The organism is Streptomyces sp. NPDC043680 (genome assembly GCF_056436685.1).
The window spans coordinates 112,038-138,964 of record NZ_JBWKCE010000017.1 but is presented as its reverse complement, the minus strand read 5'-3'; the positions used below and the strand labels follow the sequence as shown (position 1 = coordinate 138,964).

Here is a 26,927-nt window from a genome sequence, read left to right as displayed (position 1 = left end):
AACAGCCCCACGCGCCACATGATCGAGTTGATCGCCTTGGGCATGACTTTCTCGGGGTTCTCGGTCTCGCCCGCGGTAACGCCGACCAGCTCGACTGCGGCGTAGGCGAAGATGACGCCCTGGGTGATCAGGAGCATGGGCAGCAGCCCGTTGGGGAAGACACCCCCGTTGTCGCTGATCACGGACAGACCGGGGTTGTGACCGTCGACGGGGTGTTGGGTCGCCAGCAGGAAGATGCCGATACACATGAAGACGACGAGGGCACCGACCTTGATGATTGCGAACCAGAACTCCAGTTCGCCGAAGATCCGCACCGAGATCAGGTTGACCGCGAGGACGACCGTCAGGGCGATCAGCGCGATCACCCATTGGGGTATGTCGGAGAACATGCCCCAGTAGTGGGTGTAGGTGGCCACCGCGGTGATGTCGGCGATACCCGTCGTGGCCCAGTTCAGGAAGTACATCCAGCCCGCGGTGTAGGCGCCCTTCTCACCGAGGAACTCACGGGCGTACGACACGAAGGCGCCGGACGAGGGGCGGTACAGGACGAGTTCGCCGAGCGCACGGACGACGAGGAAGGCGAAGACACCGCAGACCGCGTACGCGACGAACAACGACGGGCCGGCCTCGGCGAGGCGGCCGCCGGCACCGAGGAAGAGGCCGGTGCCGATGGCACCGCCGATGGCGATCATGCTGACGTGCCGGGACTTCAACGACTTGCTGTAACCGGCGTCTCCAGCGTCGACATCGGGCCGGGCCGGTCTGGATGGCGCTGCGGGCGTCACGAGAGGCTGCTCACTCACGCCTGGCTCTCACTTTCCATAAAATGATTCCGTGCGGTCCGATACTGCCGGTCCGCTCAAGATGTCGATAGGCTCGCGCCGTCGGTCAAAGACCGTGGTACGCGGCCGGGGGTTCGCGCGGTCGCCCGCGTTGCAGAACGAGGTGGCAAAGGCGGCCATCCGGCTTTCACCCCGCCCTACTGAACGTTCGTCTAGAAAGAGCGATTGATTGACCCGGGGTTACTGTGCCGAACGGCATGCACCTTTTCCAGCGCAAGTTTCCGATCGTTCATCGTCGAGAAAACCGAACGATGTCAGCACGTTCGTGCCCAGGTGCCGGGGGTCAGGCGGGTGTGTCCGATGCGGGACGGCCGGCAGGTCAAGACGTAGCCCGCGGCCGCCTCTGCCGGCTCCAGGGCGTGTTGCGGCACAGATGGGCCCCCCGGGCGCGAAATGTTCCGCAGAGGCCGCCTCTTCAGGCGAACGGCAGGCCGGGGCAGAGCTGTTGGGCAGGCATCGAGGACGGTCAGGTCCGGGGAGCCGGGAACGTGGTGGCCCTGCATCCAGGACGACGGTGACTTCGCCAGGCGCGGTGGGTCGCCTTTCGACAGTGCTCGTCGGCCTCCGCACGAGCGTCACCATGGTGCGCCCTGGTGTGCGTGGGCGATGCGCTGGAGTTGAGCCTCCGCCAACTTGAAGTCGCAGGTCAAAGGGCTAGTGTGAACGGTCCTCGGGGTGCTCATGCTGGTCGTGGACGGGAGTCCGCGGAGAAGATCATCCGTCAGCGGTCGACTTCGAGGTTCGTCAGGACGAGCAGAGCGCGCAGAAGCTGGGTGGCGCGGGCGGGATCGGAACGGAGCTTGGCGAGGATCCGCCAGTTCTTGAGGTGGGCGAAGCCGTGCTCGACCGGTGCACGTCCGACGGCGAGGACGCGGTTGGCGTCCTTCTGACCCGGGGTGAGCTTGTGGGTGCGGCTGGCGGCCTAGCCGGTGACGATCACGGGGTCGCGGATGTCGTTGTCCAGGCCGCGGAAGCCGAGGTCGGCCAACGCTCCGAGGCCGGCCGCGCGCAGGTGGGCCAGGATGTGGTCGTGGCGGGCGGCGGTGTTGTCGTGGGTGCGGCCGAGCCGGGCGGCGGATATCCAGATCAGACGGCCTCTCTCGTCGGTCAGGGCGAGGAAGTGCAGGCCATGGCTGTGGTGCTTGCCGGAATAGTTCCGCCGATCGGCCTTCCCGGTGCGACGTTGGGTGCGGATGAGGGTGCCGTCGATCAGGACCACCTCCCCGCCCTGCCGGGCGACCGTCTTCAAGGCGCGGTCCAGGCGCGGCGCCTGGGCGGCGAGCAGTCCTATCAGCTCGTCGCGCCAGCGGCGGACGGTGGACTCGGACACGTTGTTGCCGCCGGCCATGTCGGCCAGGCGCTGATCGTGGCGCAGTACGGCCAGGACGATCACCGCGATCTTCTCCGGTGGCAGGATCCGCCACCGGGACCGAATCGCCTTCAGATGGCGCCGCAGTAGATCGGCGAGGTGGTTGACGGTGCGCGTGGACAGCGGCAGGCGACACTGGTAGACAAACGAGCAGGTGTTCTCGGCGCGCTTTTTGGCATTCTTCACACAATTCCAACGGCCGCCGGGAGCACCCCGGTTACGCCTGTGCCGAGCCGTTCCGAGTAGCGGCGTTCCTGGTCACAGGCGGGTGGTGAACCGACCGTCGGGCAGTTTCCGGAGCCAGCCGCGATCGACGAGTCTGACCAGCTTGCTGCGTAGTGGTTCCAGCTTGGCCCGCCACGCTGACGTCCACCCCCACCGCTTCGCCGACCTCGCGGGCCATGACTGGTCCGGCGGCCTGCCGCACGGCGGCGAGGATGCGCTGGTAGTCCGGCGGGAGCATGCTTTCGTCCGCGCCCGGCTTGTGGTGTGGGATCAGCATCACCGCCCGGCCGCCCACCTGGCCATGTATCGGCACAGCCTGGGCGCGTTCGTCGGCGAGCTGCTCACTCACCCGCTCAAGGACACGTTCGGCGACAGCGAGTTCGTCACGCTCGTACTTCCGCCAGCTGCTTGGCCAGCCGTTCTTCGAGTTCGTCCAGTTCCGCACGCCGTGCAGTGATCCGTTCCACCAGTTCGGGATCCAGCATGCGTCGGATCGTAGAAGGCATCCGGGCGACACCGAGGAGAAACCGACCAGCTGGCTGAGAACGCCTGCTCACACCGTGGCCAGCCGTTCTCGCCTGTCCATGCCGCTCTATTGCAGTGGGCCCGCGATCGCCGTCAGCGCGGCAAGGTGGCGCCGGTAAGCATCTGCTCCGTCCTCGGTCAGACGCAGCCAGGTCCGCGGCCGACGTCCGACCTGCCCTTTCTCGACTGTCACCCAGTCCGCTTGTTCCAGGCGCGAGACCTGTTTCGACAAGGCGGAGTCGGTGATCTCCACGAGATCCCGCACGTAGGCGAACTCGGCCTTCTCCACAGCAGCGAGAGCTGCGACGATCGACAGACGCACAGCCGAGGCCAGAAGAGGAGCGAGGTCGTGTCGCGGGTGAGGGGCCTGCCCTGCACCGACCGAGGCTTCCGGCATCATGCGGCGCGCGCTTCCCGCCAGGCCGCCGCGGAAGCCGGCAGCGCGCATACGAGAGCAGCCACGGCGGCGAAGGCGACGCTGCTCACGAAGAACGTGAAGCCGAGCACGAGGGCCAAGACGTAGGCAGCCGCCCAGGCACCCACCACTTTGAGGTGCAGGCCGCCGTAGCCGCGCGGAATCACAGGCTGTCGTACGGCGAACAAAGACAACCCCATGACCACGAGGGCATTTGCAAGTGCGCTGACCAGTGCCCCCGTCGCCCCGTGCCACAGCAGCACGGCAGGAACCAGGACCAGCTGCCAGACAGCGAACAGCCACAGGTAGCCCACGTACCAGCGGCTTCGCACCCGCGCGGTCGTCTCGATCCGCGCAGTCCCCTTCAATGCTGCGGCTGCAGCAGCCTGTTCACCCATGGCACACCCCTCCCGTTGCCGCCGAGGGGCCCCTGTTTACACCCCGGCATCTACTTTCCACATTAGCAACTACTTGACGGGATGGAGAATCGGCAGCGTGTATGCGGGACCTATCGGCTCGAGTCGGCGAGCGTCACCCCGTGCTGTCCGGTCCGGGCCTACTGGATCACTCTCCATGGCGCGGCCACGTGGCCAAACAAGCCGCCCGACTGACAGACGATCTTCTCCACGGACTCCCGCCTACGGCCAGCACGAGTACCCCGAGGACCGTTCACACCAGCCCTTTGACCTGCGACTTCAAGTTGGCGGAGGCTCAGTTCAGTGAGCCGCCACACACTCACGAGGCGCCCGCACCCCGCCCCGCTCTGATGAGGAGACCGAGTCCAAGTCGGCGACTCCTGCCGGTAGTTGCTGTCACCGGCGGCCGCTCCCCTGCCACTGACGGCCGGCAGTGCGGGGAACAGCCGACCGTGGTGGTGGGTGCACTCGTTGTCCCTTCCGGGATAAACACGGGGATGGAACGGCCTCTTAGATCAGGACTGTTCGAGGACGCGCCACGGCTTCGGGAACCACACCCAGCGCCCGTTGATGTAGGCCATTCCGTCGTACGCCGTGCCGATAACTTCGCCTGGCTCTACATACTTCCACCGGTAGATTGTCGTTCCCGATTTGAGGTAAGGCCCCACCCTCTCATACCCACCGGGGAAATTTTCACTGACTCGCTCCGGCCATTCCCTGATGTCGTCAGTGGTTGCCTTCGCGACGGTGATTTCCGTCTTTTTAGGATCGGGGCCGAGCGTGGCGGGGGCCTTGGACCAGAGCCACTCTTCGTACATCTTCTCGGCTTTGGCCGCGAAATCCGGCTCGAAGAGCACTGCGTAATCAGTGGCGCTCGGCTTGAGCGAAGCCACTACATCCGGGTCAGTACGGGCCGCTGTGATCAACTTCCGGAAACCTGCATCCGTGTTCGGGTATCTGGCCGCCTGCACTGTGCTCGACGGCGTCTCGGGAGGTCGGGTTTCCTGACCATTTGCGGAACACGCACTCAAACTCAGCAGACACACCACACAGAAGGGGACAAATCGATTCTTCACTTGTTTCTTCCTTTTGCGATTAAGGCAGATCAGACCGCTTGCCTCATCGGAGGTCGTCACTCACTCATCCCCGGCACGGCCAGCGAGCCGGGCGGAGTCGGATTGAGACGGCTAGGCCGCGACCCCCAGCTGGAGCATCAGGGATGTCGTTCGAGCCCGCTTGCTGACGCAAGTGACGGACAGAGCCCCGCAAAGCCTGCTTCGGTTCAGTTCGAAGCAGTGCGGTGCAGAGGGACGCACCCAGTCCCTGCCCACCCGCTGCAGCTCCCTTGAGGACTCGCCCCGATGACGGACCTGAGAGCCCACGGCCGCCAGAGCCCGGCAAACATAACACGGCATAAACAGTCATATTTTTCCATCACTATTACTCGAAAACTCCCACTGGATCACCCCACGAGTCAGCGGCACAGTAAGTCGCGGACCGGTCGGTCGGGTGCTGGCGTGATGGAAATCCCCGGCAAGGAAGTTCCGTACCGTCGTCGCCGAGAGGACTGGCGGAAACCGTAGCGGTGGGGCATTGAAGACAGGATGAAACATGTATTTGGTACCAGCACTCCACGCCGTGCTGGAGCCGGTATGGCGCGGGCGGTGACCCGCGCGTCCCCAGCGGTTCCGTCACGTGCTCGCCACATCAGAACGGGTGCTCGTAACGGGGCTTTTGGCACGAACCAGTGGGGCGACCGCTGGCGCGTGGCGGATGGGCCGCCGATCGTGTTTCAGCTCCGTTGCGGAGAGGCCAGAGGCCATGGAGGTGTCTGTCACGTGTCGTACCTGCAGTCGAGCGGTTCGTCCGGAGCGGGGCCCTGTCCACCGGGCCCAGGCGGACGCCCAGCGTCCGGCACTCTCGTCCTTGCCGAGCGCCTTGCGGGGACGGCATGACTGATTACGTCGCAGCGTGGCGGCTGGCCGGCGAGGCGGGTGATGCGAGCTCGGCAGTGGCCGCTATGTCCGAGGACGTCGAGCTCGTTTCGCCACTGACCGACCGGTTCACGTTTAGGGGACACCGTGAACTCGAGGAACTCCTGACGGACGTATTCGAAGTGTTCACCGGCATCCACTACGAGGCACAGTTCCAGGAAGGACAGCACGCGGTCCTGCGCGCCGCAGGAAATGTCGGTCGCCTGCGGTTGGAGGAGACCCAGTATCTCGATCTCGACGATGAGGGCCGCATCCGACGTATCACCCTCATGATGCGCCCGCTCACAGCCGCCACCCGTTTCCTGCGCATGCTGGGGCCTCAGGTTGCCAGGCGGCAGGGACGGCCGGGCACGGCGGGAGTACTCGTCTTGGCGGGCACATGGCTCGACTCCGTCGTGGCCGGCGGAGATCGCGTCTTCATGCCCATGGCCAGTCCTGATCGGTCACACCGACCAGCCCAGCCCGACCGCCCACCGGCGTGATCGCCAGGTCATGCGCACGGCACGCCACTCCGGCCACGTGCTTCATGGCCTTACGCACGACGCCAGGGACCCCCCTCCGTGGATCCTCTCGAATGAACTGTGGCCAGTGGTCGAGCCGTTGCTGCCCAAACCTGGGCCGTAGCCGAAGCCTGGCAGACCTCGGGTATCGGACCGCCAGGCTTCGTGCGACATCACGTTCGTGCTGCATACCGGTATCCAGTGGGAGTACCTGCCCCGGCAACAGGGCTTCGGTTCGGGCACGACCTGTTGGCGCCGTCGAGGGGGCGGTGATCGGCGCCAGTCATGTCCGGGTCGCTCGACGGGATCCACAAGCGGGCCCAGCCCGGTCGGCCGCGCGCGTCCCGGCTCTCGTCGGCTCCGTCGCCGCCGGCTCTTTCGGCCCGCGAGACTTCCCCGTCCGCATGAAGGGTCCCTCTATCCATCGGCTGCGACTCGGCTCATACCCCAAGCGCTGCCTTCGGGGCGGGGAAAATCGTAGAACGCGCGGGCGCTCAGCAGGTCGCAGGTGTGACATAGAGCTGCCAGCGGCTGCATGACGCGGGCCTTGGGCGAGTAGTCGCTGTCGCGCATGCCTTCAACGAACTGCCAGGCGTTCTGCTGTCGAGGCGAAAACTCGATGCCGTATTCGGTCAGATTGCGCTCTGCGAATGCCTTGCGGGCGGGCTTGTCGGCAAGTTCGGGATGAACTGCCAGACTGCCGTCCGCGTTGCGGACCGGCTTGCCGTCCACCAGCAGGCAACGCCAGGGCTTCTCGATGTCGTGCAAGAACAGCACGGGCAAGCCATCGGCCAGGGTGAACTGTTCCTCGGGTGCCAACACGGCCAGGCGGCCGGTGGCTTCAAAGGTGCGGTACAGGAGTACCCACAGGTTCATCACTTCGACGACGTGGTCCCAGTACCCGCCCTGCCAGGCATGGTGATTATGGGATGAACCGGGCGCTTGCTGCAGGAGCTCACGGTACTCGTCAACGATGCGCCGGCAACTGGAACGATTGGGCTCATCCATCATGCCGATGAGTTCGTCCATGGAGTAATACGGCGGCGTCTTCTTCTCCAAGGTGTTCACCTGCTCTTTTCGGTGGGTGCGATGAGAAACTCAATCGGGCCGTATCCGCGGTGACCAGTGCGGAACGGGAGCCCTCGGACTCGGCGCCTCAGTTCGCCGCTGCTGACTGTCAGTGAGCATCCGTAGAGTCTCCCGAGGCCCCTCGGCACCCGCGACAGTGAGCCGACGACGCCGTACGTACGCCGACAGCGGCATGGCCGCCAGCGCGGAGAACATCCGGCGCAGGGTGCTCCGAGGTGACCGCGATGCGTGCCACCCCGGCCACGTCGACTTGCTGGTCAAGGCGGCGCTCGATGTAGTCCAGGGCCTGCTTGAGACGCTCCAGCGCTCCCGATCTCCTGCCTCTTTCGTGATCACGCGCCAGGCGGCAGGCAGCCTGCCGGCCCCGACATCCTGTGCCCGGTCAGGTCGGGTACACCCGCAGCAGTTGTCGTTCACTGCCATCGGTAGAATCCCTGACCTGTCTTGCGGCCCAGCTCGCCACGGGCGACCTTCTCCTGCAGCAGTCGGGGCGGCGCGAACCGCTCCCCGAGCGTGGCGTGCAGGTATTCCGCGATGGCCAGCCGTACGTCGAGCCCTACCAGGTCGGTCAGGTGCAGCGGGCCCATCGGGTGCCCATAGCCCAGGCGCATGGACGTATCGATGGCCTCCGGGTCGGCGACTCCTTCCTCGACCATCCGGATCGCTTCCAGGCCGAGGAGGACGCCGAGGCGGCTGCTGGCGAACCCCGGCGAGTCCTGGACGACGACCTCTTGTTTTCCAAGGGTGTGCGTCCAGCCGACCGCCGCCTCCAGGGTCTCCTCGGTGGTTTCGGGAGCGAGGACCAGTTCGACCAGGGCAGAGACGGGCACCGGGTTGAAGAAGTGCATGCCGAGGAACCGTCCCGGCTGCTTCAGGGCCGACGCGATGCGGGTGACCGACAGGGAGCTGGTGTTGGTGGCGAGCAGGCACCGCTCCCCCACGGCCTGTTCGGCGGCGGCGAGCACCCGGGCCTTGAGCGCGGAGTCCTCCGGCACCGCCTCCACGACCAGGTCGGCGTCGTGGGGCAGATCGGCTACCGAGGACACGGCGGTGACCCGGTTCTGCACCTCGCGGGACGCGAGTGGGCCGAGCCCCGCACGCTGGGCGGCCCGCCGCTGGCCGGCGGCTATCCGGTCCAGGGCGGACGCCGCGGCCGCGGCGTCCGCCTCCACGACGACCACCAACGACCCGGCGGCCGCGAAGGACTGGGCGATGCCGGCCCCCATCCGGCCGCCCCCGATCACGCCCACGACGGCGGGCGGCATTGCTGCTGAGGTCATGCCGTGCCTCCTTCTTCTCCAGGTCGGGAAAACCGGTCCCGGCCCCCGCGCACCGTGCCGGCTGCCCGGGCAAGGCCGGCTTCCTGCGGGGGAATGCCCAGCCACTCGCCGGTTCCTCAGTCCGTGCTGGAGGGCACAGGGGGGTTGCGGCGGTGCGGCTCTCGGCCCTGGAAGGCGTAGATCTCACTGCCCTTTGCGCGGAGGGCGGCGATTTCGCGTCGGCGTTCTTCGTCGAGGGGCTCACTCGGCAGTGCGATGGGAATGCCCGGCGGGTAGGCAATGATGAAGTGGCCGGATGATCCTCCCTCCGGAATGCCGGAGGCTGCCTGACGGCCGCGCTGGATGGCACGCATTGCCTCCAGCAGTCGCTGTACGGCTGCTTCGTCCACTCCGATGTGGACGTGCAGCAGGACCGCCTCCCCACATTCACGGGCGATGTACAGCCCGTATTCATCGAAGAGCCTCCTACGGAGGTCCGAGGCCGAGATCCCGAGGTCCTTCACGCCGACCATGACGCGGACCGGGTCGTCGTCCACAAGCAGGCCCTCCATCATCCGACGGTCCGGGCCGAGTACCTCGTAGGAGGACAACTGCGGGTCCGTGCCGATCTGCGCCCGGATGGCGTCGGCAAGGCCGATGGAGCGCTGGAGGAGTTGCGCGCCTTCAGAGCTCGCCTGGGCTCTTGCCAGGTCGAGACTGGCCAGAACCGGCCAGCTCGGAGAGGTCGTGTGCTGCTGGAACAGCTCCTGGGCCGCGCGTTCTTCCAGGTCCGCGGGGCCGATGAGGTGGAGGTAGGAGCCTTGGCGCAGCGCTGAGAGCGACTTGTGCGCGGAATGGGTGACGGCGACCTCCATGCGACCGGCTGCTGCGGAATGGCGCAGCGCGCGGTATGCCTGCAGAGCGGTCAGGGGGCGCAGCTGTGGGTGGAAGTTGTGGGCGGCGCCCCAGGCTTCGTCGATGACCACACGGACGTGGGAGTTGATTTCGGCTATCGCGGCGAATACGGCGGGAAGGCGGTAGCGGATTCCGTCGTAGGAGACGGCGGAGAGCACCACCGTGCTGTAGGGGCGGCCCGCTGCGTGGGCTTGGGCGTACATCTGCAGCAGGCGGGGGAGGTCGGCGAACTCGCGGGGGCAGCGGTCGCAGCAGCCGCGGAGCGGGGCGTAGTCGACGTCTACGCCGAGGGTCGGCAGGGTGAAGTGGACCGATTGGTGACAGCTGCGGTCGGCGAGGACCCGTTCGCCCGGGCGGGTCATGGCGCCGAGGGCGACGCGGTTGGCCGTACTGGTGCCGCCGGAGAGCAGGAAGGTGTGATCAGCTCCGAATGCCTGGGCTGCGAGCCGCTGGGCTTGCCGGAGGGGGCCCTGGGGCCGGAAGTAGGAGTCCAGCATGGCGCCGCTGTAGGAGACATCGGCGGCCAGGTGCGCGGATCCGAACAAGGCCGTGTAGCGGTCACGCATGGGCGAGTTGCCCAGGGAGTCGCCGTGGGAGAGGGGCAGGGCGTGGAATGAGGTCACATCCCGGCGGGCGAGCGCGAGCAGGGCCTCGGCAAGAGGTGCTTCCTGCCAGAGCGCCTCTGGACGATGAGGCCGCATGGTGCCGTACGGGACGGGGCCGGGGACGGGGGAGGTCAAGGGCGGATGGTCGGCGATCGGTGACACGGTTACTCCATGCAAGGGGCACGCCCGGTCGAGGGGCGTGGGGTGTGGTGTGGACGCGGGGTGGTGCTGCCCGGTGTCGCTGCACGGTGCGGAGACGGTGGCCGCCTGTTCTGCCTGACGCCTAGTGAAGAGCAGGAAGCGACGCCGCCGGTGCGTCGGCCGCCGCCGCTCGGCGGTCGGCTTGGGCGGCGGAGCGAGGGTTGGCGCAGGGGGTTGAAGGGCCTTCGGAAGGAGCGCCGCCGACCGGTGATTGCCGCTCAGCCGGCTCGTTCGACGCTGCCGTTGTACGGTGCCGGGCTGCCGTCACCAGGGCTTGTATGACTGCTTGGTCGGCACTCATCTCGGGGTGCCACTGCACGCCGAGGGCGAAGTGGTGCCGGGTGCTTTCGACGGCCTCGACCGTGCCGTCCTCGGCGTAGGCCGTAACCGCCAGGCCCGCGCCGAGAAGGTCGACTGCCTGGTGGTGATGGGAGGCCACCTGCCGGGTCCCGGGCAGGAGCGCGGCCATCCGGGTGCCCGGCACGGTCGTGACGGCATGGGGCGCGAAGAACCCCAGATGAGCATTGTGGGCGTCATGCCCGACCTTTTCGGGCAGGTGCTGAATCAACGTGCCGCCCGCATGAACGTTCATCAGCTGCATGCCGCGGCAGATTCCGAGGACTGGGATGTCGCGGTCCAGACTGCTCTTGAGGACAGCGCGCTCCCACCGGTCGCGGCTGGGAACGGGGGTGCCCGCGCAGGGGTGGGGCTCCGCCCCGTACAGGGCGGGATCCAGGTCCTCTCCGCCGGCGAGGATGACACCGTCCAGACGAGCGACGACATCGGCCGCCGCGCCCGGCGCATCGGGCGGCAGCAAGACGGCCCTGCCTCCCGCGGCCTGGACGCATGTGGCGTACGCCGCAGGCAGCAGCGCGGCGGGCAGCTCCCACTCCCCCCACCTGGCTTCGGTGAGGTAGGTGGTGAGTCCGATAAGTGGCTTGCGCACGCAGCGCCCCTTTCACGTGCAGGCAGTCGGATCGCTGACCGCCTCCTGGACCCACGGGCCGGAGATGGCTGCGGGTAGCGCCGTACCGGCGGGCAGCAAGGCTCCGTTGCACGGCACGGCGGGTGCACGGGCGCACCTCGCTGCGTGGAAAGGGGACGGTCACGGCAGGGAGCGAGACTGCTCACGCATCCTGTCCGGTGGCAGAATCCTCCTGGCGGACGCCCTTAAGTACAAGAAATGACATCTTCGCGTTGGGTAAGCAGGGCTTAACCCATTCACCGGTTTCCCTCTCGGCAGTGGATCCCCGACGCACGCCGCGGCGAAACAGCCTTTCCCCGCGGCGCGGCGCCGGACCGTCGCGCCGCACCGATCGGATCCACGAACTCGGCCTGGCTCCGTGAGCTCCTGGCCGAAGTACGGCAGAGGAGGCCAGCGCGAACTGCGACGGGCTCGCTGGACGTGCGGGCGGCCGCCGCGGCCGCCGTCGGCGAGAGGACCTGCCCCCATGCGTGTTTCCCGTGCACCGACCGCAGTCCCGCACTGCCGCGCCACCCGAGTGGGTCAACGACGCGGCATGGGTCGAAGAGATCACCGCCCTCCGAGGGACCGTCGCGCTTCCGCGTCGACAGCGTTCACTTCGAGCCCGGCGCCCGCACCGCGTGGCATCGACACCCCCTCGGCCAGGTCCTTCACGTCACCGCGGGGACCGGGCTCGTGCAGTCCCGCGGCGCAGAGGTGCACACCGTCCGCGCCGGCGACGGCGTGAGCATCTCGCCGGGCGAGTGGCGCTGGCACGGAGCCTCTCCCACCACCTTCATGACCCATCTGGCCATCCAGGAAGTCACCGAAGACGGCAGGGGTGGGCGCAGGCGGGTTCCCGAACCTCATCCGCGACTTCGGCCCCCCGCCGCCCTCCACTGGACGGGCATCGCCTGCCACCGCGGCCCCGCCCGCACCGGTGCGGGCCGCGTCGCACCGTCTGACCCCGCGGCAGCTTTCTCGCACTCGCGGCCCGCGTAACGCCACTCAGGACCGGCTACGGACCTCCGGCTCACTGCCCTGGTTTGAACAGCCACTTCGGGGAGTTCTCGGTGCAAGCTTGGTTAACGACGGGGGTGCCGTTGCGGTGGCTCCCGCCCGCCACACCGACACAGTGCTGGTCGCCGATCTCAAAGCGGTCCCCGTGGCCGGTCATCCCCCAGTCCATTCCCGCGACGCTCAGGCACTTGCCGTCGGGGCTGCGGATCCCGTAGTACTGCACGGCAGCGTGGGCCGGGCCCGCACCCAGGGCACCCATAGCCAGGAAGTGCGCGGCGAGAATCCCGAAGGCGGCGGCCACGCGAGCCGCGGGACGCCGGAGGGTGCCAGTCATCGGTCCTCCTCTCGGCCATACGGCGGACGCCTACAGGGCGACGCTGGCCGCTGCCCGAGGGCCACCCGGCCCCGGACTGGTCCATCCGGGTGACCCCCGGGCGTGGCGTCCCCATCCGGCCGCCCCCGTGAACCCGGGTCCGGGCCTGCTCAGAGCCGTGCCCGCCGCTCACTGCTCGCCGAGCGTCATCCACTTCTCCGGCTTCTCCAGCGATGCGAAGCCCACCTGGGCGTAGACGGCGTGCGCGTCCGCTGTGGCCAGCAGGATACGACGGAGGCCGTATGGCGAGAGGTAGTCGCGGACCCCGGCAGCCAGAGCGGTACCCAGGCCTCGACCCCGGGCGTCGCGGGCGATGTAGACGTCGCACAACCAGGCGAAGGTGGCCACGTCAGTGACAACACGGGCATAGCCGACCTGGGCGCCGGAGGCGCTCTCGTAGACACCGAAGTTGAGAGAAGAGGCGATGGCCAGGTCCTGCTTCTCCCTGGAACGACCGACGGCCCAGTAAGCATCCTGCGACAGCCACTGGTGAATCAGCGCAGTGTCGAGGCGTGCAGAGTCGGTGGATATTTCATATCCAGAAGGAAGTTCGAAGTTCATGGTCGAATTAAACCAGTTCGCGCAGTCGGCGGGCAATCAAATATTTCGGCATCCATAAGGCCGCGGCCTGGCCCATGCCGCCTTGTCCGAACTACCGGCGATTGTGCGGCCAGAAGCTTCGATGGTGATCCGTGGATTGGTGTCCGCGGCTTGGCGGCAGGCTGAGGTATCCGACCGCTGAAAAGCCCTGACGAAGAGTGACGAGGATGCGAAGGACCATGCCAGTAAGTGCGGGCTGCGGGGGTCGCCGGAAAATGCACCTCAGGGTGCTGTCAACTCACCGCTGTCGGGTGGTCTGGGCGGTGACTTCACGCAGGTCCGTAGCGCAGGCCGGTCGCCGTTGCGGGCGGAGCCCCCCGCTCTGGAGGCGGTCGAGCGCCACTTGAGCCGCGGCGAGATCCTGCACGCCCAGGCCGATGAGCTTGCAAATGGTGATCTCGTTGCCCCGCTCACGGCCCGGTGCCGATCCGGCGAGGACCTCTCCGAGTTCGGTGAGGTGTTGCCATGCCGTTCCGGTCCGGGCCAGGTCTCCGTGGATGGTGGTCAGCGTGCGGCTGTCGACAACGATCCGGTCCGCGCGCTGGAAACAGGCTGAGGCCAGTTCGGCCTTGGTCGGGTCGTCGGCGCCTACGGCGGTGATGTGCAGGCCGGGAAGTAGCCAGTCTGCGTCGACGAGCGGTTCGGTGCTGGCGGTGGCCGTCACCAGGACGTCGGCGCCTTCGCATGTCTGTCGGGCGCTGCCGACCGGGGTGAGGAGCAGGTCGGGACGGCGGGCGCCCAGAGCTTCGGCCAGGCGTTGCACTCTGCTCTCGCGGCGCCCCCAGATCCGTACCTCCCGGATGGGCAGTTCGTCGGCCGCGGCCAGGACCTGCAAATACGCCTGTACTCCCGTACCGAGGACGCCGAGTACGCCGGAGTCGTGCCGGGCCAGAGTACGGGCGGCAAGTGCGCCGGCGGCCGCGGTGCGGATGTCCGACAGGTGATGCTCGTCTTCCAGCAAGGCCCGCAGGTCCCCGGTCCGGGCGTCGAACACGGCGACGACGCCGGCTCCGGGCGTGCCGCCCTGTCGGGTGCGTTCCAGGAACCAGGTGGCCACCTTCACCGTGAAGACCGGACGACCCGGCAACCAGGCCGACTTCACGTGCACGTCGCCGTCCCGGCCCGCCGGCGCGAACACGGCGACCGGGGATTCACCCAGGCCGCGGCTGAAGTCTGCGAACGCCGCCCTGACGGGTTCAATGACGTCCTCGTATCCGACGGTCGCGCGGATGGTGTCCGGCCCGAAGTACGTCATCCCCACGTGTTCCGGTTGGGTGGTCTTGGTCGTTGCGGTCACTGAGGCAGCGCCTCCAGCCGCCCCCTGGCTACGAAGGCGACGTCGCCACCGACCCGCACGGAGTGGATGACCTCCCCGTCACCGTGGGCGCTGACCGTCATCTCGCTGGGGCGTCCGGTGAACCGGCCCTGCCGCAACGTCACGGCTTCGCCGTCGCCGCTACGGCCGTGGCGGCGCAGGTAGGCAGCTGCGCAACCGGCTCCGCTGCCGGTGGCAACGTCCTCGGTCAGCCCGTCGTTGTTCCAGTGCCGCGCTTCCAGGCCCGCGGCGTCGAGCAGGTACGCGAACTGGGCCCCGAGGCCGGCGAGCTTGTCGGTGATGTCCGAGCTGATGCGGGCGCGGGCCAGGGCGCCGCCGTGGCGGACCGGGAGCACGAGATAGCGCAGCCCGGTCGAGACGACCTCGGGGGGCAGATCAGGGTCCAGATCGTCCGGGTCCAGGCCGAACCATGCGGCCAGGTTCTTCACGTGCGCGTGATCCGGGCGGCCGAGGAACGACGCCCGGCCCTGGTCCAGCACGCTCGCGTATCGTCCGGATCCGCGCCGCTGTGTGGTCACTTCCACCGCTCGGGCCTTCAGCCGCAGCGTCCACGCCTCCCGCTCGCCGGAGCCGTACAGAGCATGTAGCACGCAGGCCGCCCCGATGACCGGATGTCCGGCGAAGTCCAGTTCTTCGATGAGGTCGAAAACCCGCGCCTGCCAGACGTGGCCGCCCGGCGTCCCGGCCGGGGCGAGGAAGATCGACTCGAAGTGACGCAGTTCCTGGGTGATCGTCTGCATCTGTGCGGCGCTGAGCCCGGCGGAGTCGGGAAACACGGCGAGGCTGTTGCCGCTGTACGGCAGTCCGGTGAAGACATCGACGTGGAGGTAGTTCACTTCGCCGACGCTACGTGCCGGCCAGGCCCTAAGGAACTGGCCAATCGCGATGGCCCCACATAATCTTTGGTTATGGCTTCGGATCTCGACATGGCACAGCTGCGGGTCTTCGTCACCTGTGCCCGCTCAGGGAGCATCAGCCGCGCTGCCGCCGCGTTGGGGCACAGTCAGCCCGCGCTGAGTCAGCAGCTGCGCAGGCTGGAGCGCGCCGTCGGGCAGACGCTGCTCCACCGCGCCGCCACGGGCGTCACCCTCACCAAGCACGGCGAGGCACTGCTGCCGTACGCCGAACGCATCTTGGCCCTGTCCGCCCAGGCGCTCACTGTTGCCGCACCCGGCGTCCAGGGGCACTGCGGCGTGGGCCTGCTGGAGGACCTCACCGCTGCGCCACTCGCCCAGGCCCTGGCCGACTTCTCCCGCATGAACCCGGAAGCGACCCTGGAGCTCATCAGCGGCCCCGGCCAGATGCTGGGCGAGGCATACCAGCAAGGACGCATCCACCTGGCTCTGTGTGACACGTCCCATCTGCCCGAACCCCCACGCTGGACCGTACGCCTCCCCCTCACGTGGGCGGCCGCCCCCGGCTTGGACACCACACTCGATCCGCTGCCACTGGTCCTCTTCTCCCAACCGTGCCGGTGGCGCCAGCCCCTGCTCGACGCGGTCGAAGCCGCCGGACGCACTTGGCGCACCGCTTTCGAGAGCACCAGCGTGTCCGGCGTTCGGGCAGCCGTCCGCGCGGGCCTCGGCGCCGCCGTTCTCCTCCCGGCCACCGTCGAACCGGGCACCGCCGCGACCGGCCTTCCCGAGCTCCCGGATGTGGAATTGGGTTTGGTGCGCCGGCCCGGAACCGAGGGCGTCCCCCTCATCGATGCCGTAGAGGCTGTGCTCAGAGGCCTGATCTAGCCGCATGCTTCGACCAGCGCCGTGAGAGGCCGCCCAGCTGCCGGATCCCCAGCTGGGCCGGTCACCCCGTAGCTTCCCTGAAGTGGGACGGGCCTGAGTCACGTGGTAAGCGCCGCTTATCCCGTACAAAGGTGTCTTTACTTGCACTTACCTCAGTGTGACTGCAAGATTCTGCCGCGGGCAGGAGCGTGAACCGGGCGCGTCCCTGCCCTGATATGACCGTCGAGTCAGCACCTTTGATATGGGTGTACGCAATCCGTTTCCGAGTCCTGACGCGTCCCGCCATGTGCCGAGAGGGGACAAGGAGTGCACCCACCGCTGAATTGACTCTTGTGACCCCCGATCCCCGCTGACGTGAGTGGGCGCCCCCGTGAGGTAATCCTGCGAGCCGTCTGTGGGCAATGCCCACACGTCACCGAAGCAGCTTCGGAAATCATCGACAAAACCAGGGTTTCGAGAAGCGCCGGACTGCGTCCCCCGACATGTGATCGAGTGACGCCGCGCCTGTTCGGCGACCCGCGTGCCGTCCGTCTCTCGCGAATGCCTCCCACGACCGCCCGGGGGCTGGTAAGCCGGTGACGCCCCTGAGGTAGGGGGACGCCACCGGCGTGCAGCCACCGGGACCCGGCCGTGGTCGGCCTGGGCCCCGGGGCACCCTCGGGCCGGCTGCCGGTGCGGCTACCGGTCCTTTCACGCCCGCTGGTCGCAGGAGTGTGGCTCGTTCCCGCCGGGAGGCGGCGGCTTGGCGGTGCAGACCTCGCTGCTTTGGCCCGCAAGGAGGCGATCTCGTGCCGGCGCCGGGCGTTCAGCGCTCACCCGGTACCGCGATGCGGATGCCGGGCGGGTAGGCGATGACGAAGTGATCGGACGTCGGCGTGGAGGACAGGGGCGGCTGCAGCAGGGGGCGAGGAGGCGGCTCCTCACTCCCGGCCGTCAGCGAGAATCCTGCTGCCCTCCATCTTCAAGTAACAAGAAATGACTTCTTCGCGTTGGATAAGCGAGGCTTAACTCATGCAGACGCTGGACCCCCGCTTGCTCGCCACCCTGGAAGCCGTGGTGCGCCACGGGTCCTTCAACGCCGCCGCGCGCGAGCTGGGCTACAGCGCACCTGCGGTCTCACAGCAGATCGCCGAGCTGGAACGCCGTGCCGGCTTGCGGCTCCTCGAGCGCCGCCCCGTCCGTCCCACACCGGCCGGCCAGGTCCTGCTCGACGCAGAACAGGGCGTACGAGGCGCCCTGGCGGCGGCATCCCTGGAGCTCGATGCCATGCGGGCCGGCACGGTCGGTCGGATCCGGCTCGGCGCCTTCGCCTCCGCCGCCACGAGCATCGTCCCCAAGGCCCTGGCGCAGTTGCAAACGGCGTATCCCGATGTTCAAGTCAGCCTCTCGCAGCTGGAGCCGGAGCCCGGCTACACCCGTGTCAAACGAGGAGACGCCGATCTTGCCCTGACCTATGACTACGACTTCATCCCGCTCTCACCACCGCGGACGCTGCGCCGGACGCTGGTCGCGAGGGACCCCGTGGTGGCGGTGCTTCCCGTGGGCCACGAGCTGGCCGACCGTGACGTCATCGACCTCGGCAGCCTGGCCGGGGAGACGTGGATCGCCGCGCCCGAGGCGGCGCTGCGCCTGGAACTGCTGGCCCAGATGGCCAAGACGTCGGGCTTCGCGGCCCGACTGGAGTACGGGGGCGACGACTTCAACACGGTGCTCGGGTTCGTGGCGGCGGGCCTGTGCGTCGCGGTGCTGCCACGCCTGGCCCTGCCCCGCGGGGCTGCCGATGTCGTGACCCGGCCCCTGGCAAACCCCGAGCTGACCCGCTTCATCTACACGGTCCGTCTCGACACCCGGCACGCCCCGCAGGCACTTCTGGCGCTCGAAGGCATGCTCGCCGCGCAGGCCCAGGCGGCCACCTGCTGACCGCGGTCGAGTTTGGCTCCCGTTCGGCGGGCGCGCCAGTACAGCTAGGTCCGGCAGATTGCGGCCTCGATGTGGGCGAGGTGGGCGGCGAGGATCTCTTCGAATGCGGCGCGGCGGTCTGCCCTGAGCGGCGGACGTCTCGGGCGAAGTGGGATAGGGCGGGATACGTTCGGGGTCGGCGCCGAGTACCGCGACGCGGAACAGCTCCATGCCCTGTTCGTACTCCTCGGGGGACGAGGGGGCCGACCGCGCACCGGTGCCGCCTGACGCGTAGCGCCCCAGATCGCGGCGAGCTGGGGCTGCTGGCCGAAGGCCTCTCTCACGCGCGGGGCCAGGGCGGTGATGCGCGGCCTGCGTGCCACTCGTGCCCTGTCAACCGCGTCGGGCGACCGAGCCCACTCCGGGGATCGCGAAAGGACGCATGACGTGAAGAACCCACTGGATCCCGCGCAGCTGAACGCCGCCGTTGAAAACGTCCGCCTGGCAGGGATGCCGGGCCTGTTCGCCGAAGTGCGGGACGGCGACCAGATCTGGCGCGGCGCCGCCGGGATCGCCGATGTCGCCACCGGCCGCCCCGTCACGGCCGACATGCGGCACCGCGTCGGCAGCATCGGCGCTTGCAAGCCGTGCCCGCCGGTGATCCGAGGACTCACAGCCAACCGCGGCGCTGCGCCTGGAGGGCGAGCTGGAACCGGGTCGTGGCGCCCGAGCGGGCCATCAGGACCTCCACACGGCGGAACAGGGTGCGGCGGCTGATGCCGAGCTCCCGTGCGACGTCCTCGTCCGCCACCCCGCCTGCGAGAAGGGTGAGCATGCGGCGGTCGGCGGGCAGCGGGCGCTGCGGTGGGGCGGCGGTGCCCCGCGCGGGTGGTGTGCGGGAGGCATACAGCGGCAGCGCGCTCTGCCAGGTCTGCTCGAACAGCGCCACCAGCGCCGAGAACAGCCCGCACGGCCGGACGATGAGCAGGGTGTGGTGCACGTCGACCTCGTGGATCGACAGGGAGACCAGCGCGCACGCGTCGTCGATGATGATCAGCTTCACCGGGACCGAGTGCACGACCCTGGCCTGCTCACCGGCGGCGATGCACGGCTCGATGCTGCGGCTGAACTTGCCGGGGTACTCCAGTGACTCCCGGGAGTACACCACCCGCTGCGTCACGCCCCGGGCCAGTGTGGCGAGCGCCTCGTCGGTGGCGGTGGGGATCGGGAAGTACGGCGGGGAGTCGAATTGGCGGATCTGGCCGCAGGCGCCCGCCCAGGCCTGGCGCAGCCGGGGGCCGATGTCCTCCCCGGTGACGACCTCGACCAGGTCGTTCTTGAACGCGGCCGGCCGGCGGCGGCGGAAGGTTTCGAAGGCACCGGCGACGGTGATGCACGAGGCATCGAGCTCGGCGGCCCGCAGGCGGCCGAGGAGTTGCAGGCCGGCGGTGGGCGGCAGGGGGGCAACCGCGTCGCTGTCGCCGGCCGCGGCGCTGCCCAGCCCGGCTTCGACCAACTCGGCGTAGGCGTCGGCCAGTTCCGCCTGAGCCAGGCCGGTGGCGGCGCCGAGCTCGGGCAGTCGTACGGGCGCCAGCTCCAGCAGGGCCAGATAGAGCCGGACCGCCCCGGCGCCGATGCCCAGTCTTCGCAAGGCCTCGCCGACTTCCCCCGTCACCATGGACGGCAAGGTACCAATGCGGTGTGGCGGGCCGCACCACCACGGCCGAGAAGGCCTGGTAGTGCGGCCGCACGGGACTGCTTCCGGCGCGGGTGCGGTCCGGTCCGGGTCAGTAGTCGATCGTGTTGTGGTAGAGGCAGGACAAGGGGCCAGCGCCCACGTCGTGGCCGTCCGCGGCGCGGTGGCTCCAGAACTGGCTGAAGCTGGCGGAGACATGGCCGAGGAAGGTGGTCCACAGGGGACCCGCCGGGTTCTCCGCGCAGGTGTCACCGGGCTCGTTCGCGGTGTCGGACAGGTCGATCATCGCGCCGAGGACCCGGCCCTCGACCGTATCGCCGTTGTCCCAGCCGGAGGTGCCCCAGGTCGGCCCCTCCAGGTCCTGGGTACGGCCGCCGGGCCAGCGGAAAGTGGGATCGCCGAGCGCCACGACACCGAACCAGGTGGCGAAGCCCTCGGTCCAGGCACAGCCCGCCGAGCTGGTCTTGGTGATGTAGTGCGGGCTGCAGTTGGGCGAGGCGGGGAAGGCGTCCTCATAGGCGTCGTCCATCACCGCGTGGCCGAACTCGTGCAGCACGAGCACCGGGGCGTCGGGGTCCTCGGCTGCGAGGTGCACGGAATTGTCCTGGAGGGAGTAGTACGTGCCGTCGGTGGAGTCCGGTGCCCAGTTGACCAGGCCGCGGCGGCAGGTGGTATCCCGGGCGTCCCAGCAGCTGCCGGGCTTCCAGTTCCAGCCGGTGTTGACGGTGTCGAAGGCCTCGACCCCGCGCATGAGAGCGGGGTCGGCCGGCTGGAAGGCGCCGATGCCGGTGGTGGAACCGGTGGGTACGTTGGCGCGCACCGGGGAGGCGAAACGATACGGCTGGCGGGACTTGCCGTTGCGTATCACCCAGTGCTGGTTCTCGGTGGCGAACTGGACGTAGACGTCCTGGCCGCCGCCCTCCTCGTCGGTGTTGTCGAAGCAGAGCGTGAAGCCGCCGTCGGCGCCCGTGACACCGGTGGCGAGGAGGTCGTCCGCGCCGCGCGCGTCGTCGTCATAGACGGCCACACGGGCGTTGGCGGCGACCCGGGTGACGCCGGTGTGGTCGACATAGTTCCACGAGCCGGTAGCGCAGGCGGTACCCGCCGCGGCCTGCGGCACCTCTGGGCCGGGGGCCGGCTCGGCGGGGCGGTGGTCGAGGCCTTGGCGGGCGCGGCTCGCACCGGATGCCGCCGGGGCGGCGGCGCTTACACTGCCGACCGGGATACCGAAGGCAGACTGCCGTGCCCCGACCGTGAGGAAGACGCTGCCCGCGCCGGTGTCGTCCGGGTCGGAGGCCGAGGTGGCGGTGGCGCGGATGCCGGCCGGGCCCTCCGCGACCGCGCGTACGGTGCCGCTGAGCCGCCACGGGCGCTGCTGTCCGAGCCGGCCGGTGCCCTCGGCCCTGTGCACGCGGCCGCCCTGCACGGGGACGAGCGAGGCGGCCGTGGAGGTGCTGAGCCCCGCTGGTGCGGTCACCCATTCCAGGCCGGCGGGGAGCTGGACGTCGAGGCGTACGTCCGTGGGGCCTCCGACGGTGCCCACTTCGATGTCGAGCCGCGCCGTGCCGCCGAGGACGGGCGCCTCGGACAGATGCAGCGCGATGGCCAGGCAGTGGCCACGCTCGTCGGTGCGGTCCGCGTACGTCCGGGCGGGAAGCCGGCATCCGGCGGCGCCGGCGGGCGCGGCAGCGGCCGGGCTCCCGCCGGGTACGCCGGCGAGCGCCAGCAGCAGCCCGCACACGGCGGCCCGCACCGCGGTACGGCCGGGGCGCCGGTGGTGTCTACGACTCACGTGCATGGGGGTCCTCTCCAGTCGGGGAACTCGCTGCGGCAGCGCGTTCTACCGGATCCGGACCCCGCGCGGTGGCCGATCAGTGTCACCGGCGCGGATCGGCAAGCTCAGCAAGTCGTAAGCAGGACAACCTCGTTGCACCCTTGTGGAACCATGTAGGTGTTCGGCAGCGGACCTACGGGGGGGCGCCCGCCGGCTCACTCCGCCGCGTCAACGACCAACTGCCCCCGGGACCCACCCCCGTCGAGCTGCTACGGGCTGAGCTTGCGCCAGTTCCGGAAGCTGATCACCGCGTTGCGGCGTGAGGGTGCGGACCCGGTGCGCAAGGGCCGGCCCTGGAGCCTGCGGACGATCCGCCAACGGCTCGCCCCCTGGGAAGCTGACCGACCAACGACTGTGCTGCGCCAGTGCGGTTGTGCGTACGCGGCGGGCGTCAGCCGATGGAACACGGCGGGCCGCCGCCTTCCCCGGCGACAACCGGTTCGGCGTTCGCACGGTCATGCCAGGCCCCGTATCCCGTGACGCTTGTGTAGTGAACGGACTACGCCATTGGCGTGAACGACCCAGCGCAGTGACCATTCCCCAGGGAATGGTCAGGAAAAGATTTGGTGTGGGTAAAGCGCCGCTGTGTCGGGCGGTTTTCCGATCCTCGATACGCAGGCCACTGCAAGGAGCTGACCATGAGTTACGGGAACAAGCTGCGGGAACACATCGCCAAGCCGGGCACCACACCGCTGATCGGCGTGTACGACATGTACTCGGCCTCCGTGACGGCGGGGTACTACGACGGGATGTTCTTGTCCGGGTTCGGCTTCGCCGCCTCCTACTACGGCCTGCCCGACATCGGTTTCATCGCCTGGCCCGACATGATGGCCTTCGTGCAGCGGCTGCGCGGCGCCTTTCCCCGCCACCACCTTCTGGTCGACATCGATGACGGGTACGTAGACCCCGAAGTCGCATGCCATGTCGTGGAGGGCCTCGAACGGATCGGGGCTTCCGGCGTCATCCTGGAGGACCAGAAGCGTCCCCGCCGGTGCGGGCACGCGGACGGCAAGCAAGTCCTGCCGCTGGAGGAGTATCTGGAGAAGCTCGACATGGTGCTCGCCACGCGCAAGGACCTGGTCGTCGTCGCCCGCACCGACGCCACCGAGGAGACCGACATCGTCCAGCGCGCGGAAGCCTTGGCCGCCACTGACGCCGACGTGGTGCTGGTCGACGGGGTCCGCAGCGTGGAATGGATCGAGCGGATCCGTGGAGTGGTCGGCGGCAAGCCGCTGTTGTTCAACCAGATCGCCGGCGGCAAGTCCCCCCGTCTCTCGCTCAGCGAGCTGAGCGACCTCGGCGTCGATGCAGTCATCTACAGCACGCCGTGCCTGTTCGCTGCGCACCGGGCCATGGACACCGCCCTAGCTGAACTCCGCCTCGCCGACGGGCGTCTGCCCGCCGTGGGGGAAGCCGGCGAGATCGGCGTGAGCGAGTCCACCAGGCTCCTGGCCAAGAATCTCGCGCGGCACCACCCCGTGCCCGCCGCTCGCGAAAGTGCCGACGTGTGACCATCTCGCGCGTGCGGGCCACCGCTTACCTCGCGCGACCTTGATCGGTGGCGGCGCCGCACCCGCCGCGGCCAGTGGAAGCCTGATCACGGTCATCGACAACTCCCACTCCGACTCCCTAGTGGAGGTCGATCGAGCGGCCGACATCCAGAGCGCAGCGGTACCGCCGGCAGCGACCACGACGGCAGCGCTGTCGACATGCTCGCCACCCTCGTCCAAGCCGTGCGTTCCGGCGAGGACGGCACTTGAGGCAAGCAGCAGCCGGACACCACCGGTCTCAACCCGGGGTCCGCACGAGCGTTCGGGGGGCAGGTCGCGATCGGGCGCCCGCGGCTGCCAGGCCGGCCGGGCCGCTCGTTCGTGCCTAGCTCGTCCCCTGCGTCAGACCCGCCGCACGGGGTCGGACCTGCCCCGCGGTGGGCAGGACCTGGGATGCCGGGGGCATGTGGCATGAGCGGCTGGTGGTGGTGGATGTGGATCGGCGGGCGGGGGCGGGGGTGCCGCGAACCCGCCGCCGGGACTCGCCGCCCGGGTGGGCCTGACGGTCACCTACAACGCCGTCGCGAGCCTGCGCGAAGGAGGGCAGGTACCACGGCGCGTAGGTCTGCGAGCGATCACCGGGGCCTACACCCAGGTCCCGACGGGTGCCCGGGTGGTCTTCATCCTCGGCGCCCCCGTCGCGGTGACGGCCCTGTCCTGCTGGGAGCTCCACCGGCTGCGGCGCAACCACGGACTCACCCTCCGTACGGCCCTGCGCCGCTGACACTTGCGCCGCGGCCGGTCACCGGCCGCGTGCCGTGAGCCACAGGTGAGCTTACGCGGGCGGTTCAGTCGTGGCTCAGGTGGGGATCGGCGGCCGGCAGAGTGCCGTGGACCACGCCGACGGTGTTGGTGAGGAGGTTGCCGTGCCTCCACACGCCGTATTCGGCTCTGATCGGTACCGTGGCGGTCACCGCGCAGCCGGCGGCGCATCTGGCCTTCGCGGCCGGTCGTGACCGTACCGGTCGTGGCGGCCCTGGGGCGCAGCCCCACCTGCTGCCGCAGGAAGGACTGTTGTTCCTCCTCGCCTTCGCGACGCTGGAACGGGAGGACGGCCGTACACCGCTCCGCCGCTAAGGGGCTCCGAAGTCCGGGAGGATCAGCGAGCCGTCCTCGGCGAGTGTGAAGCCCGGGTTGTGCGCGATCTCCCACACATGCCCGTCAGGGTCGGCGAAGCAGCCCGCGTAACCGCCGTAGGACGTCGGCGCGGCGGGCCGGGTGACCGTGGCTCCAGCACGCCGCGCTGCCTCGATGAGCCCGTCGACCTCCGCCTCGGACCGCATGTTGTGCGCCAGGGCGATCCCGCCGAAGCCGGCCGCCGGCCCCGGCTCGTCGTCGATGCCGCAGTCGCGCGCGAGCTTCTCGCGGCTCCACAGGACCAGCGCGAGGCCGCCCGCCTGAAAGAACACCGTTTCCTCGACCTCTTGGCCTCGCCAGCCCAGGCTTTCGTAGAAAGTGCGCGCACGCGTCACGTCCGCGACACCCAAGGTGATCAGGCTGACCCGCTGTTCCATGGCAGGCAAGCTACTACAAGGGCCGCACGGTGCGACGACGGCGCGGAACGTCCCGTCCGGCGGCCCGCCGCAGGCCAGGGCGGCCCGTCCGCCGTCCGCCCGGGCGAGGGTGAGGGCGGCCGGTTCGGTGTGCGCCGGGAGCGGCACGGACCACGGCTCGGTCGCCACCCCACGACCCCGCGGACGACGACGGCGACGTCGCCATCCGGCAGGGGGAACACGGCGACGCCGTTGGGGCCACCGCGATGACGGTCGCGGCAACCGTCTCCGAGTCCGGCGTGGTACCGCGCCCCTCTGCCAGGACCTCGGCGAGGCGCTCACGGAGCCAGGCCGAGGTCTCGTGGAGACCGGTCGGTGCAGCAGGACGGTCCGGCAGACTGCCAAGGGCGGCGGTTCAGAGGGACAGCTCTTCGCCCAGCCCCGGGGTGAGCACCTCGTAGGGCTCGCCGTCGGCCGCTTCGAGGAAGCGCGCGAGCTCCTCCGGCTGGGTGGTGTAGAAGCCGTCGGTGTGGAAGCCGTCGTAGTGCATCGGTATCGCGGTCCTCGCCTGTAGGAGGCGGGCGGCGACCGCGGCGTGCCGGGCGTCGAGCGCAGCCGGATACGGGCTCGGCGGCTGACAGTGCGGGAAGCAGACGGTGGGTCCGTTGATGGGGGTGAGGACGGCGTCGAAGGGGCCGTAGCGGTGGGCGGCGCGCCACCAGTAGCCGTGGAACATGGTGTCGCCCAGGTGGATCACCCGCTTGCCGTCGGCTTCTACGGCCCAGGAGACCTGGGGGTCGCCGAGGGTGTCCACGGCGGGGACGGCCGCGATGGTGAACGGCCCGATCGTCGTGGTCTCCCACAGGCCCATGGGTCGCCGGGGCAGGTCGTGGGCGGCGAGTTCGGCCTCGGCCTTGAGCGTCCAGAGGTTCTCGTGGTCGTCGCCGCCGAAGGACTCGGGGTGCAGGACCGTTCCACCGGGGCGCAGGGCGCTGGCCAAGGCGCCGGCGTCGGTGTGGTCGCGGTGGAGGTGGGTGCACAGACCGGCGAGCACATGGCCTTCCGCGCGCGGTGCCACGACCCTCGGCAGCGGCACTCCCGAGAGCGACGTTCCCTCCAGGACGCCCTCGGGTCGTCCGAGCAGGTCGATGACCAGGCTCTCGCCCTGCGCTTCGAGTTCCACCCCGGCCCAGCCCAGCCAGCGGATACGCATGTGAACATCCTTTCCCTCGGTCATTAACCGTACGATCGTTCGCTAACTTAGCAGACGGTCGATCGGTAAGATGGGCGGCATGAGGAAATCGGCCGAGGAGGCCCGCCGCACTCGCGACCGCATCGTCAGCGTCGCGGTGACCCAGGCCTCCAGCGCGGGACTGTCCGGGCTGACCATCGGCTCCCTGGCGGAGGCACTCGACATGAGCAAGGCCGGCGTCGTCGGCCCCTTCGGCTCCCGGGCCGAGCTCCAACTCGCCGCGCTCGACCGGGCAGTGGAGCTGTTCACGGAGGCGGTGGTGGCACCCGGTCGCGACGCAGCGCCGGGCCTGCCATGCCTGTACGCCGTCATCGACGCCTGGTGCGCCTACCTGGCCGACAGCCCGTTCCCCAACGGCTGCTTCGTCACGGCAGCCTCGTGCGAACTCGACGGCCGGCCGGGCGAGCTGCGCGCCCGGCTGCACGACTCGGTGACCCGCTGGCGACGCTTTCTGGCCGAACAGATCGCCACCGCGCGCGCCGTCGGCGACCTCCCCCCGGATCTCGACCCCGAGGAACTCGTGTCCACTCTGACGGGCCTCGCCATGGCCGCGAATCAGGAGATCCAGCTCCTCGGCGACGAGGGCGCAGCGCAGCGCGCCCGCCGCCTCATGCGCGCTGCGCTGGCCCACCACCGCCCCCGGCCGGCTGCCTAGTGCTGTGACCGGGAAGGTTTGCCGGGTCGCGTTGTCCGGTGCGGTGCATCGCAAGGCGGAGGCCCGCGGCTCGTACTGGACGTACTTGCCCGGTCCGACAACGCAGCGAGGTGCCGTGCCGGGCGGCGCGACCCGGTGGACCTTTCCGGTCACAGCAC

The 26,927-nt window shown here is 69.2% G+C and carries 25 protein-coding genes and 5 pseudogenes; 11 read left to right on the top strand and 19 right to left on the bottom strand.

The genetic code is table 11. The annotated features are described in order from the left end of the window. The 5 genes and pseudogenes from AC0666_RS27405 to AC0666_RS27385 all read right to left on the bottom strand — a co-directional run. A partial coding sequence (locus AC0666_RS27405; protein WP_478708471.1) for an amino acid permease occupies positions 1-803 on the bottom strand: 803 nt, incomplete at its 3' end. 760 nt (positions 804-1,563) lie between these two features. Continuing rightward, positions 1,564-2,190 (bottom strand): annotated as a pseudogene (locus tag AC0666_RS27400) (transposase family protein). 838 nt (positions 2,191-3,028) lie between these two features. Continuing rightward, positions 3,029-3,361 carry a winged helix-turn-helix domain-containing protein gene (locus AC0666_RS27395; protein WP_405676340.1) on the bottom strand — a complete coding sequence of 111 codons (333 nt, stop codon included), beginning with the start codon at positions 3,359-3,361 and terminating at the stop codon, positions 3,029-3,031. Next, on the bottom strand, positions 3,358-3,774 hold the full coding sequence (locus tag AC0666_RS27390; protein ID WP_478708470.1) for a hypothetical protein: 417 nt from the start codon (positions 3,772-3,774) through the stop codon (positions 3,358-3,360). Before AC0666_RS27390 ends, AC0666_RS27395 begins: the two co-directional genes overlap by 4 nt. Before the next feature lie 533 nt (positions 3,775-4,307). Beyond that, complete coding sequence (locus AC0666_RS27385; RefSeq protein WP_468974052.1) at positions 4,308-4,928, bottom strand: hypothetical protein; 621 nt, start codon at positions 4,926-4,928, stop codon at positions 4,308-4,310. Positions 4,929-5,743: 815 nt separating this feature from the next. Between AC0666_RS27385 and AC0666_RS27380 the strand changes: the two genes are divergently transcribed. After that, entirely contained in the window at positions 5,744-6,268 is a 525-nt protein-coding gene (locus AC0666_RS27380; RefSeq protein ID WP_468974054.1) for a nuclear transport factor 2-like protein, read from the top strand. 199 nt (positions 6,269-6,467) lie between these two features. Beyond that, complete coding sequence (locus AC0666_RS27375; protein ID WP_468974056.1) at positions 6,468-6,767, top strand: hypothetical protein; 300 nt, start codon at positions 6,468-6,470, stop codon at positions 6,765-6,767. Here AC0666_RS27375 and AC0666_RS27370 read toward each other — a convergent pair. The 5 genes and pseudogenes from AC0666_RS27370 to AC0666_RS27350 form a co-directional block, all read right to left on the bottom strand. Next, on the bottom strand, positions 6,704-7,345 hold the full coding sequence (locus tag AC0666_RS27370) for a hypothetical protein (protein WP_468974058.1): 642 nt from the start codon (positions 7,343-7,345) through the stop codon (positions 6,704-6,706). The genes AC0666_RS27375 and AC0666_RS27370 overlap by 64 nt on opposite strands. A gap of 150 nt (positions 7,346-7,495) precedes the next feature. Then, positions 7,496-7,679: pseudogene (locus tag AC0666_RS27365) on the bottom strand (AraC family transcriptional regulator); the annotation flags it as partial. A 109-nt stretch (positions 7,680-7,788) separates the two neighbouring features. Beyond that, positions 7,789-8,655, bottom strand: coding sequence for a 3-hydroxyacyl-CoA dehydrogenase family protein (locus AC0666_RS27360; RefSeq protein ID WP_468974060.1), 867 nt, complete (start codon positions 8,653-8,655; stop codon positions 7,789-7,791). Positions 8,656-8,771: 116 nt separating this feature from the next. Continuing rightward, complete coding sequence (locus AC0666_RS27355; protein ID WP_478708469.1) at positions 8,772-10,289, bottom strand: aminotransferase class I/II-fold pyridoxal phosphate-dependent enzyme; 1,518 nt, start codon at positions 10,287-10,289, stop codon at positions 8,772-8,774. A gap of 148 nt (positions 10,290-10,437) precedes the next feature. Then, positions 10,438-11,301 (bottom strand): gamma-glutamyl-gamma-aminobutyrate hydrolase family protein, encoded by an 864-nt coding sequence (locus AC0666_RS27350; RefSeq protein WP_468974064.1) that lies wholly within the window; start codon positions 11,299-11,301, stop codon positions 10,438-10,440. 459 nt (positions 11,302-11,760) lie between these two features. On the opposite strand from AC0666_RS27350, the gene AC0666_RS27345 reads away from it, so the two are divergent. Continuing rightward, positions 11,761-12,321, top strand: a complete 561-nt coding sequence (locus AC0666_RS27345; protein ID WP_478708468.1) for a cupin domain-containing protein — start codon at positions 11,761-11,763, stop codon at positions 12,319-12,321. A gap of 31 nt (positions 12,322-12,352) precedes the next feature. Here the strand turns inward: AC0666_RS27345 and AC0666_RS27340 are convergent, their stop codons facing one another. The 4 genes from AC0666_RS27340 to AC0666_RS27325 all read right to left on the bottom strand — a co-directional run bounded on the left by AC0666_RS27340 (position 12,353) and on the right by AC0666_RS27325 (position 15,484). Further along, positions 12,353-12,673 carry a hypothetical protein gene (locus AC0666_RS27340; protein WP_478708467.1) on the bottom strand — a complete coding sequence of 107 codons (321 nt, stop codon included), beginning with the start codon at positions 12,671-12,673 and terminating at the stop codon, positions 12,353-12,355. 168 nt (positions 12,674-12,841) lie between these two features. Beyond that, positions 12,842-13,273, bottom strand: coding sequence for a GNAT family N-acetyltransferase (locus tag AC0666_RS27335; protein WP_468974070.1), 432 nt, complete (start codon positions 13,271-13,273; stop codon positions 12,842-12,844). A gap of 277 nt (positions 13,274-13,550) precedes the next feature. Next, the gene (locus AC0666_RS27330) at positions 13,551-14,609 is read right to left on the bottom strand and encodes an ornithine cyclodeaminase family protein (protein ID WP_468974072.1); all 1,059 of its coding nucleotides are present in this window, start codon (positions 14,607-14,609) and stop codon (positions 13,551-13,553) included. Next, the gene (locus AC0666_RS27325) at positions 14,606-15,484 is read right to left on the bottom strand and encodes a PhzF family phenazine biosynthesis protein (RefSeq protein ID WP_468974074.1); all 879 of its coding nucleotides are present in this window, start codon (positions 15,482-15,484) and stop codon (positions 14,606-14,608) included. Before AC0666_RS27325 ends, AC0666_RS27330 begins: the two co-directional genes overlap by 4 nt. Before the next feature lie 72 nt (positions 15,485-15,556). On the opposite strand from AC0666_RS27325, the gene AC0666_RS27320 reads away from it, so the two are divergent. Both AC0666_RS27320 and AC0666_RS27315 read left to right on the top strand, forming a co-directional pair. Continuing rightward, a complete protein-coding gene (locus AC0666_RS27320) occupies positions 15,557-16,390 on the top strand; it encodes a LysR substrate-binding domain-containing protein (protein ID WP_478708466.1) in 834 nt (277 codons plus the stop codon). A 1,011-nt stretch (positions 16,391-17,401) separates the two neighbouring features. Continuing rightward, positions 17,402-18,310 (top strand): LysR family transcriptional regulator, encoded by a 909-nt coding sequence (locus AC0666_RS27315; RefSeq protein WP_468974077.1) that lies wholly within the window; start codon positions 17,402-17,404, stop codon positions 18,308-18,310. A gap of 44 nt (positions 18,311-18,354) precedes the next feature. Here AC0666_RS27315 and AC0666_RS27310 read toward each other — a convergent pair. Continuing rightward, positions 18,355-18,663: pseudogene (locus AC0666_RS27310) on the bottom strand (TetR/AcrR family transcriptional regulator); the annotation flags it as partial. Positions 18,664-18,736: 73 nt separating this feature from the next. Here AC0666_RS27310 and AC0666_RS27305 point away from each other — a divergent pair. Beyond that, a pseudogene (locus tag AC0666_RS27305) lies at positions 18,737-18,955 on the top strand (serine hydrolase); the annotation flags it as partial. Positions 18,956-18,959: 4 nt separating this feature from the next. Here the strand turns inward: AC0666_RS27305 and AC0666_RS27300 are convergent. Both AC0666_RS27300 and AC0666_RS27295 read right to left on the bottom strand, forming a co-directional pair. Continuing rightward, the gene (locus AC0666_RS27300; protein ID WP_478708465.1) at positions 18,960-19,967 is read right to left on the bottom strand and encodes a LuxR family transcriptional regulator; all 1,008 of its coding nucleotides are present in this window, start codon (positions 19,965-19,967) and stop codon (positions 18,960-18,962) included. 109 nt (positions 19,968-20,076) lie between these two features. Further along, complete coding sequence (locus AC0666_RS27295) at positions 20,077-21,777, bottom strand: hypothetical protein (RefSeq protein WP_478708464.1); 1,701 nt, start codon at positions 21,775-21,777, stop codon at positions 20,077-20,079. A gap of 258 nt (positions 21,778-22,035) precedes the next feature. On the opposite strand from AC0666_RS27295, the pseudogene AC0666_RS27290 reads away from it, so the two are divergent. The 4 genes and pseudogenes from AC0666_RS27290 to AC0666_RS27275 form a co-directional block, all read left to right on the top strand. Then, positions 22,036-22,122: pseudogene (locus AC0666_RS27290) on the top strand (IS5/IS1182 family transposase); the annotation flags it as partial. Between the two features lie 335 nt (positions 22,123-22,457). Then, positions 22,458-23,330 carry an isocitrate lyase/PEP mutase family protein gene (locus tag AC0666_RS27285; protein ID WP_478708463.1) on the top strand — a complete coding sequence of 291 codons (873 nt, stop codon included), beginning with the start codon at positions 22,458-22,460 and terminating at the stop codon, positions 23,328-23,330. Between the two features lie 532 nt (positions 23,331-23,862). Then, positions 23,863-24,093, top strand: a complete 231-nt coding sequence (locus tag AC0666_RS27280; RefSeq protein WP_478708462.1) for a hypothetical protein — start codon at positions 23,863-23,865, stop codon at positions 24,091-24,093. Between the two features lie 179 nt (positions 24,094-24,272). Then, the gene (locus tag AC0666_RS27275; RefSeq protein ID WP_478708461.1) at positions 24,273-24,446 is read left to right on the top strand and encodes a hypothetical protein; all 174 of its coding nucleotides are present in this window, start codon (positions 24,273-24,275) and stop codon (positions 24,444-24,446) included. Here the strand turns inward: AC0666_RS27275 and AC0666_RS27270 are convergent. Beyond that, the gene (locus AC0666_RS27270) at positions 24,443-24,883 is read right to left on the bottom strand and encodes a VOC family protein (protein ID WP_468974087.1); all 441 of its coding nucleotides are present in this window, start codon (positions 24,881-24,883) and stop codon (positions 24,443-24,445) included. The genes AC0666_RS27275 and AC0666_RS27270 overlap by 4 nt on opposite strands. Positions 24,884-25,277: 394 nt before the next feature. Beyond that, positions 25,278-26,075 (bottom strand): MBL fold metallo-hydrolase, encoded by a 798-nt coding sequence (locus AC0666_RS27265; protein WP_478708460.1) that lies wholly within the window; start codon positions 26,073-26,075, stop codon positions 25,278-25,280. Positions 26,076-26,154: 79 nt separating this feature from the next. Between AC0666_RS27265 and AC0666_RS27260 the strand changes: the two genes are divergently transcribed. Then, entirely contained in the window at positions 26,155-26,769 is a 615-nt protein-coding gene (locus tag AC0666_RS27260; protein ID WP_468974091.1) for a TetR/AcrR family transcriptional regulator, read from the top strand. The last annotated feature ends 158 nt before the right edge of the window (positions 26,770-26,927 follow it).

What these genes read in the sequence shown, in the direction of transcription:
- AC0666_RS27315 (WP_468974077.1), top strand. Translation starts at nt 17,402, where the DNA reads ATGCAGACGCTGGACCCCCGCTTGCTCGCCACCCTGGAAGCCGTGGTG.
- AC0666_RS27395 (WP_405676340.1), bottom strand. Translation starts at nt 3,361, where the DNA reads ATGATGCCGGAAGCCTCGGTCGGTGCAGGGCAGGCCCCTCACCCGCGA.
- AC0666_RS27380 (WP_468974054.1), top strand. Translation starts at nt 5,744, where the DNA reads ATGACTGATTACGTCGCAGCGTGGCGGCTGGCCGGCGAGGCGGGTGAT.
- AC0666_RS27285 (WP_478708463.1), top strand. Translation starts at nt 22,458, where the DNA reads ATGAGTTACGGGAACAAGCTGCGGGAACACATCGCCAAGCCGGGCACC.
- AC0666_RS27300 (WP_478708465.1), bottom strand. Translation starts at nt 19,967, where the DNA reads ATGGTGACGGGGGAAGTCGGCGAGGCCTTGCGAAGACTGGGCATCGGC.
- AC0666_RS27320 (WP_478708466.1), top strand. Translation starts at nt 15,557, where the DNA reads ATGGCTTCGGATCTCGACATGGCACAGCTGCGGGTCTTCGTCACCTGT.
- AC0666_RS27390 (WP_478708470.1), bottom strand. Translation starts at nt 3,774, where the DNA reads ATGGGTGAACAGGCTGCTGCAGCCGCAGCATTGAAGGGGACTGCGCGG.
- AC0666_RS27335 (WP_468974070.1), bottom strand. Translation starts at nt 13,273, where the DNA reads ATGAACTTCGAACTTCCTTCTGGATATGAAATATCCACCGACTCTGCA.
- AC0666_RS27265 (WP_478708460.1), bottom strand. Translation starts at nt 26,075, where the DNA reads ATGCGTATCCGCTGGCTGGGCTGGGCCGGGGTGGAACTCGAAGCGCAG.
- AC0666_RS27260 (WP_468974091.1), top strand. Translation starts at nt 26,155, where the DNA reads ATGAGGAAATCGGCCGAGGAGGCCCGCCGCACTCGCGACCGCATCGTC.
- AC0666_RS27270 (WP_468974087.1), bottom strand. Translation starts at nt 24,883, where the DNA reads ATGGAACAGCGGGTCAGCCTGATCACCTTGGGTGTCGCGGACGTGACG.
- AC0666_RS27360 (WP_468974060.1), bottom strand. Translation starts at nt 8,655, where the DNA reads ATGACCTCAGCAGCAATGCCGCCCGCCGTCGTGGGCGTGATCGGGGGC.
- AC0666_RS27340 (WP_478708467.1), bottom strand. Translation starts at nt 12,673, where the DNA reads ATGACTGGCACCCTCCGGCGTCCCGCGGCTCGCGTGGCCGCCGCCTTC.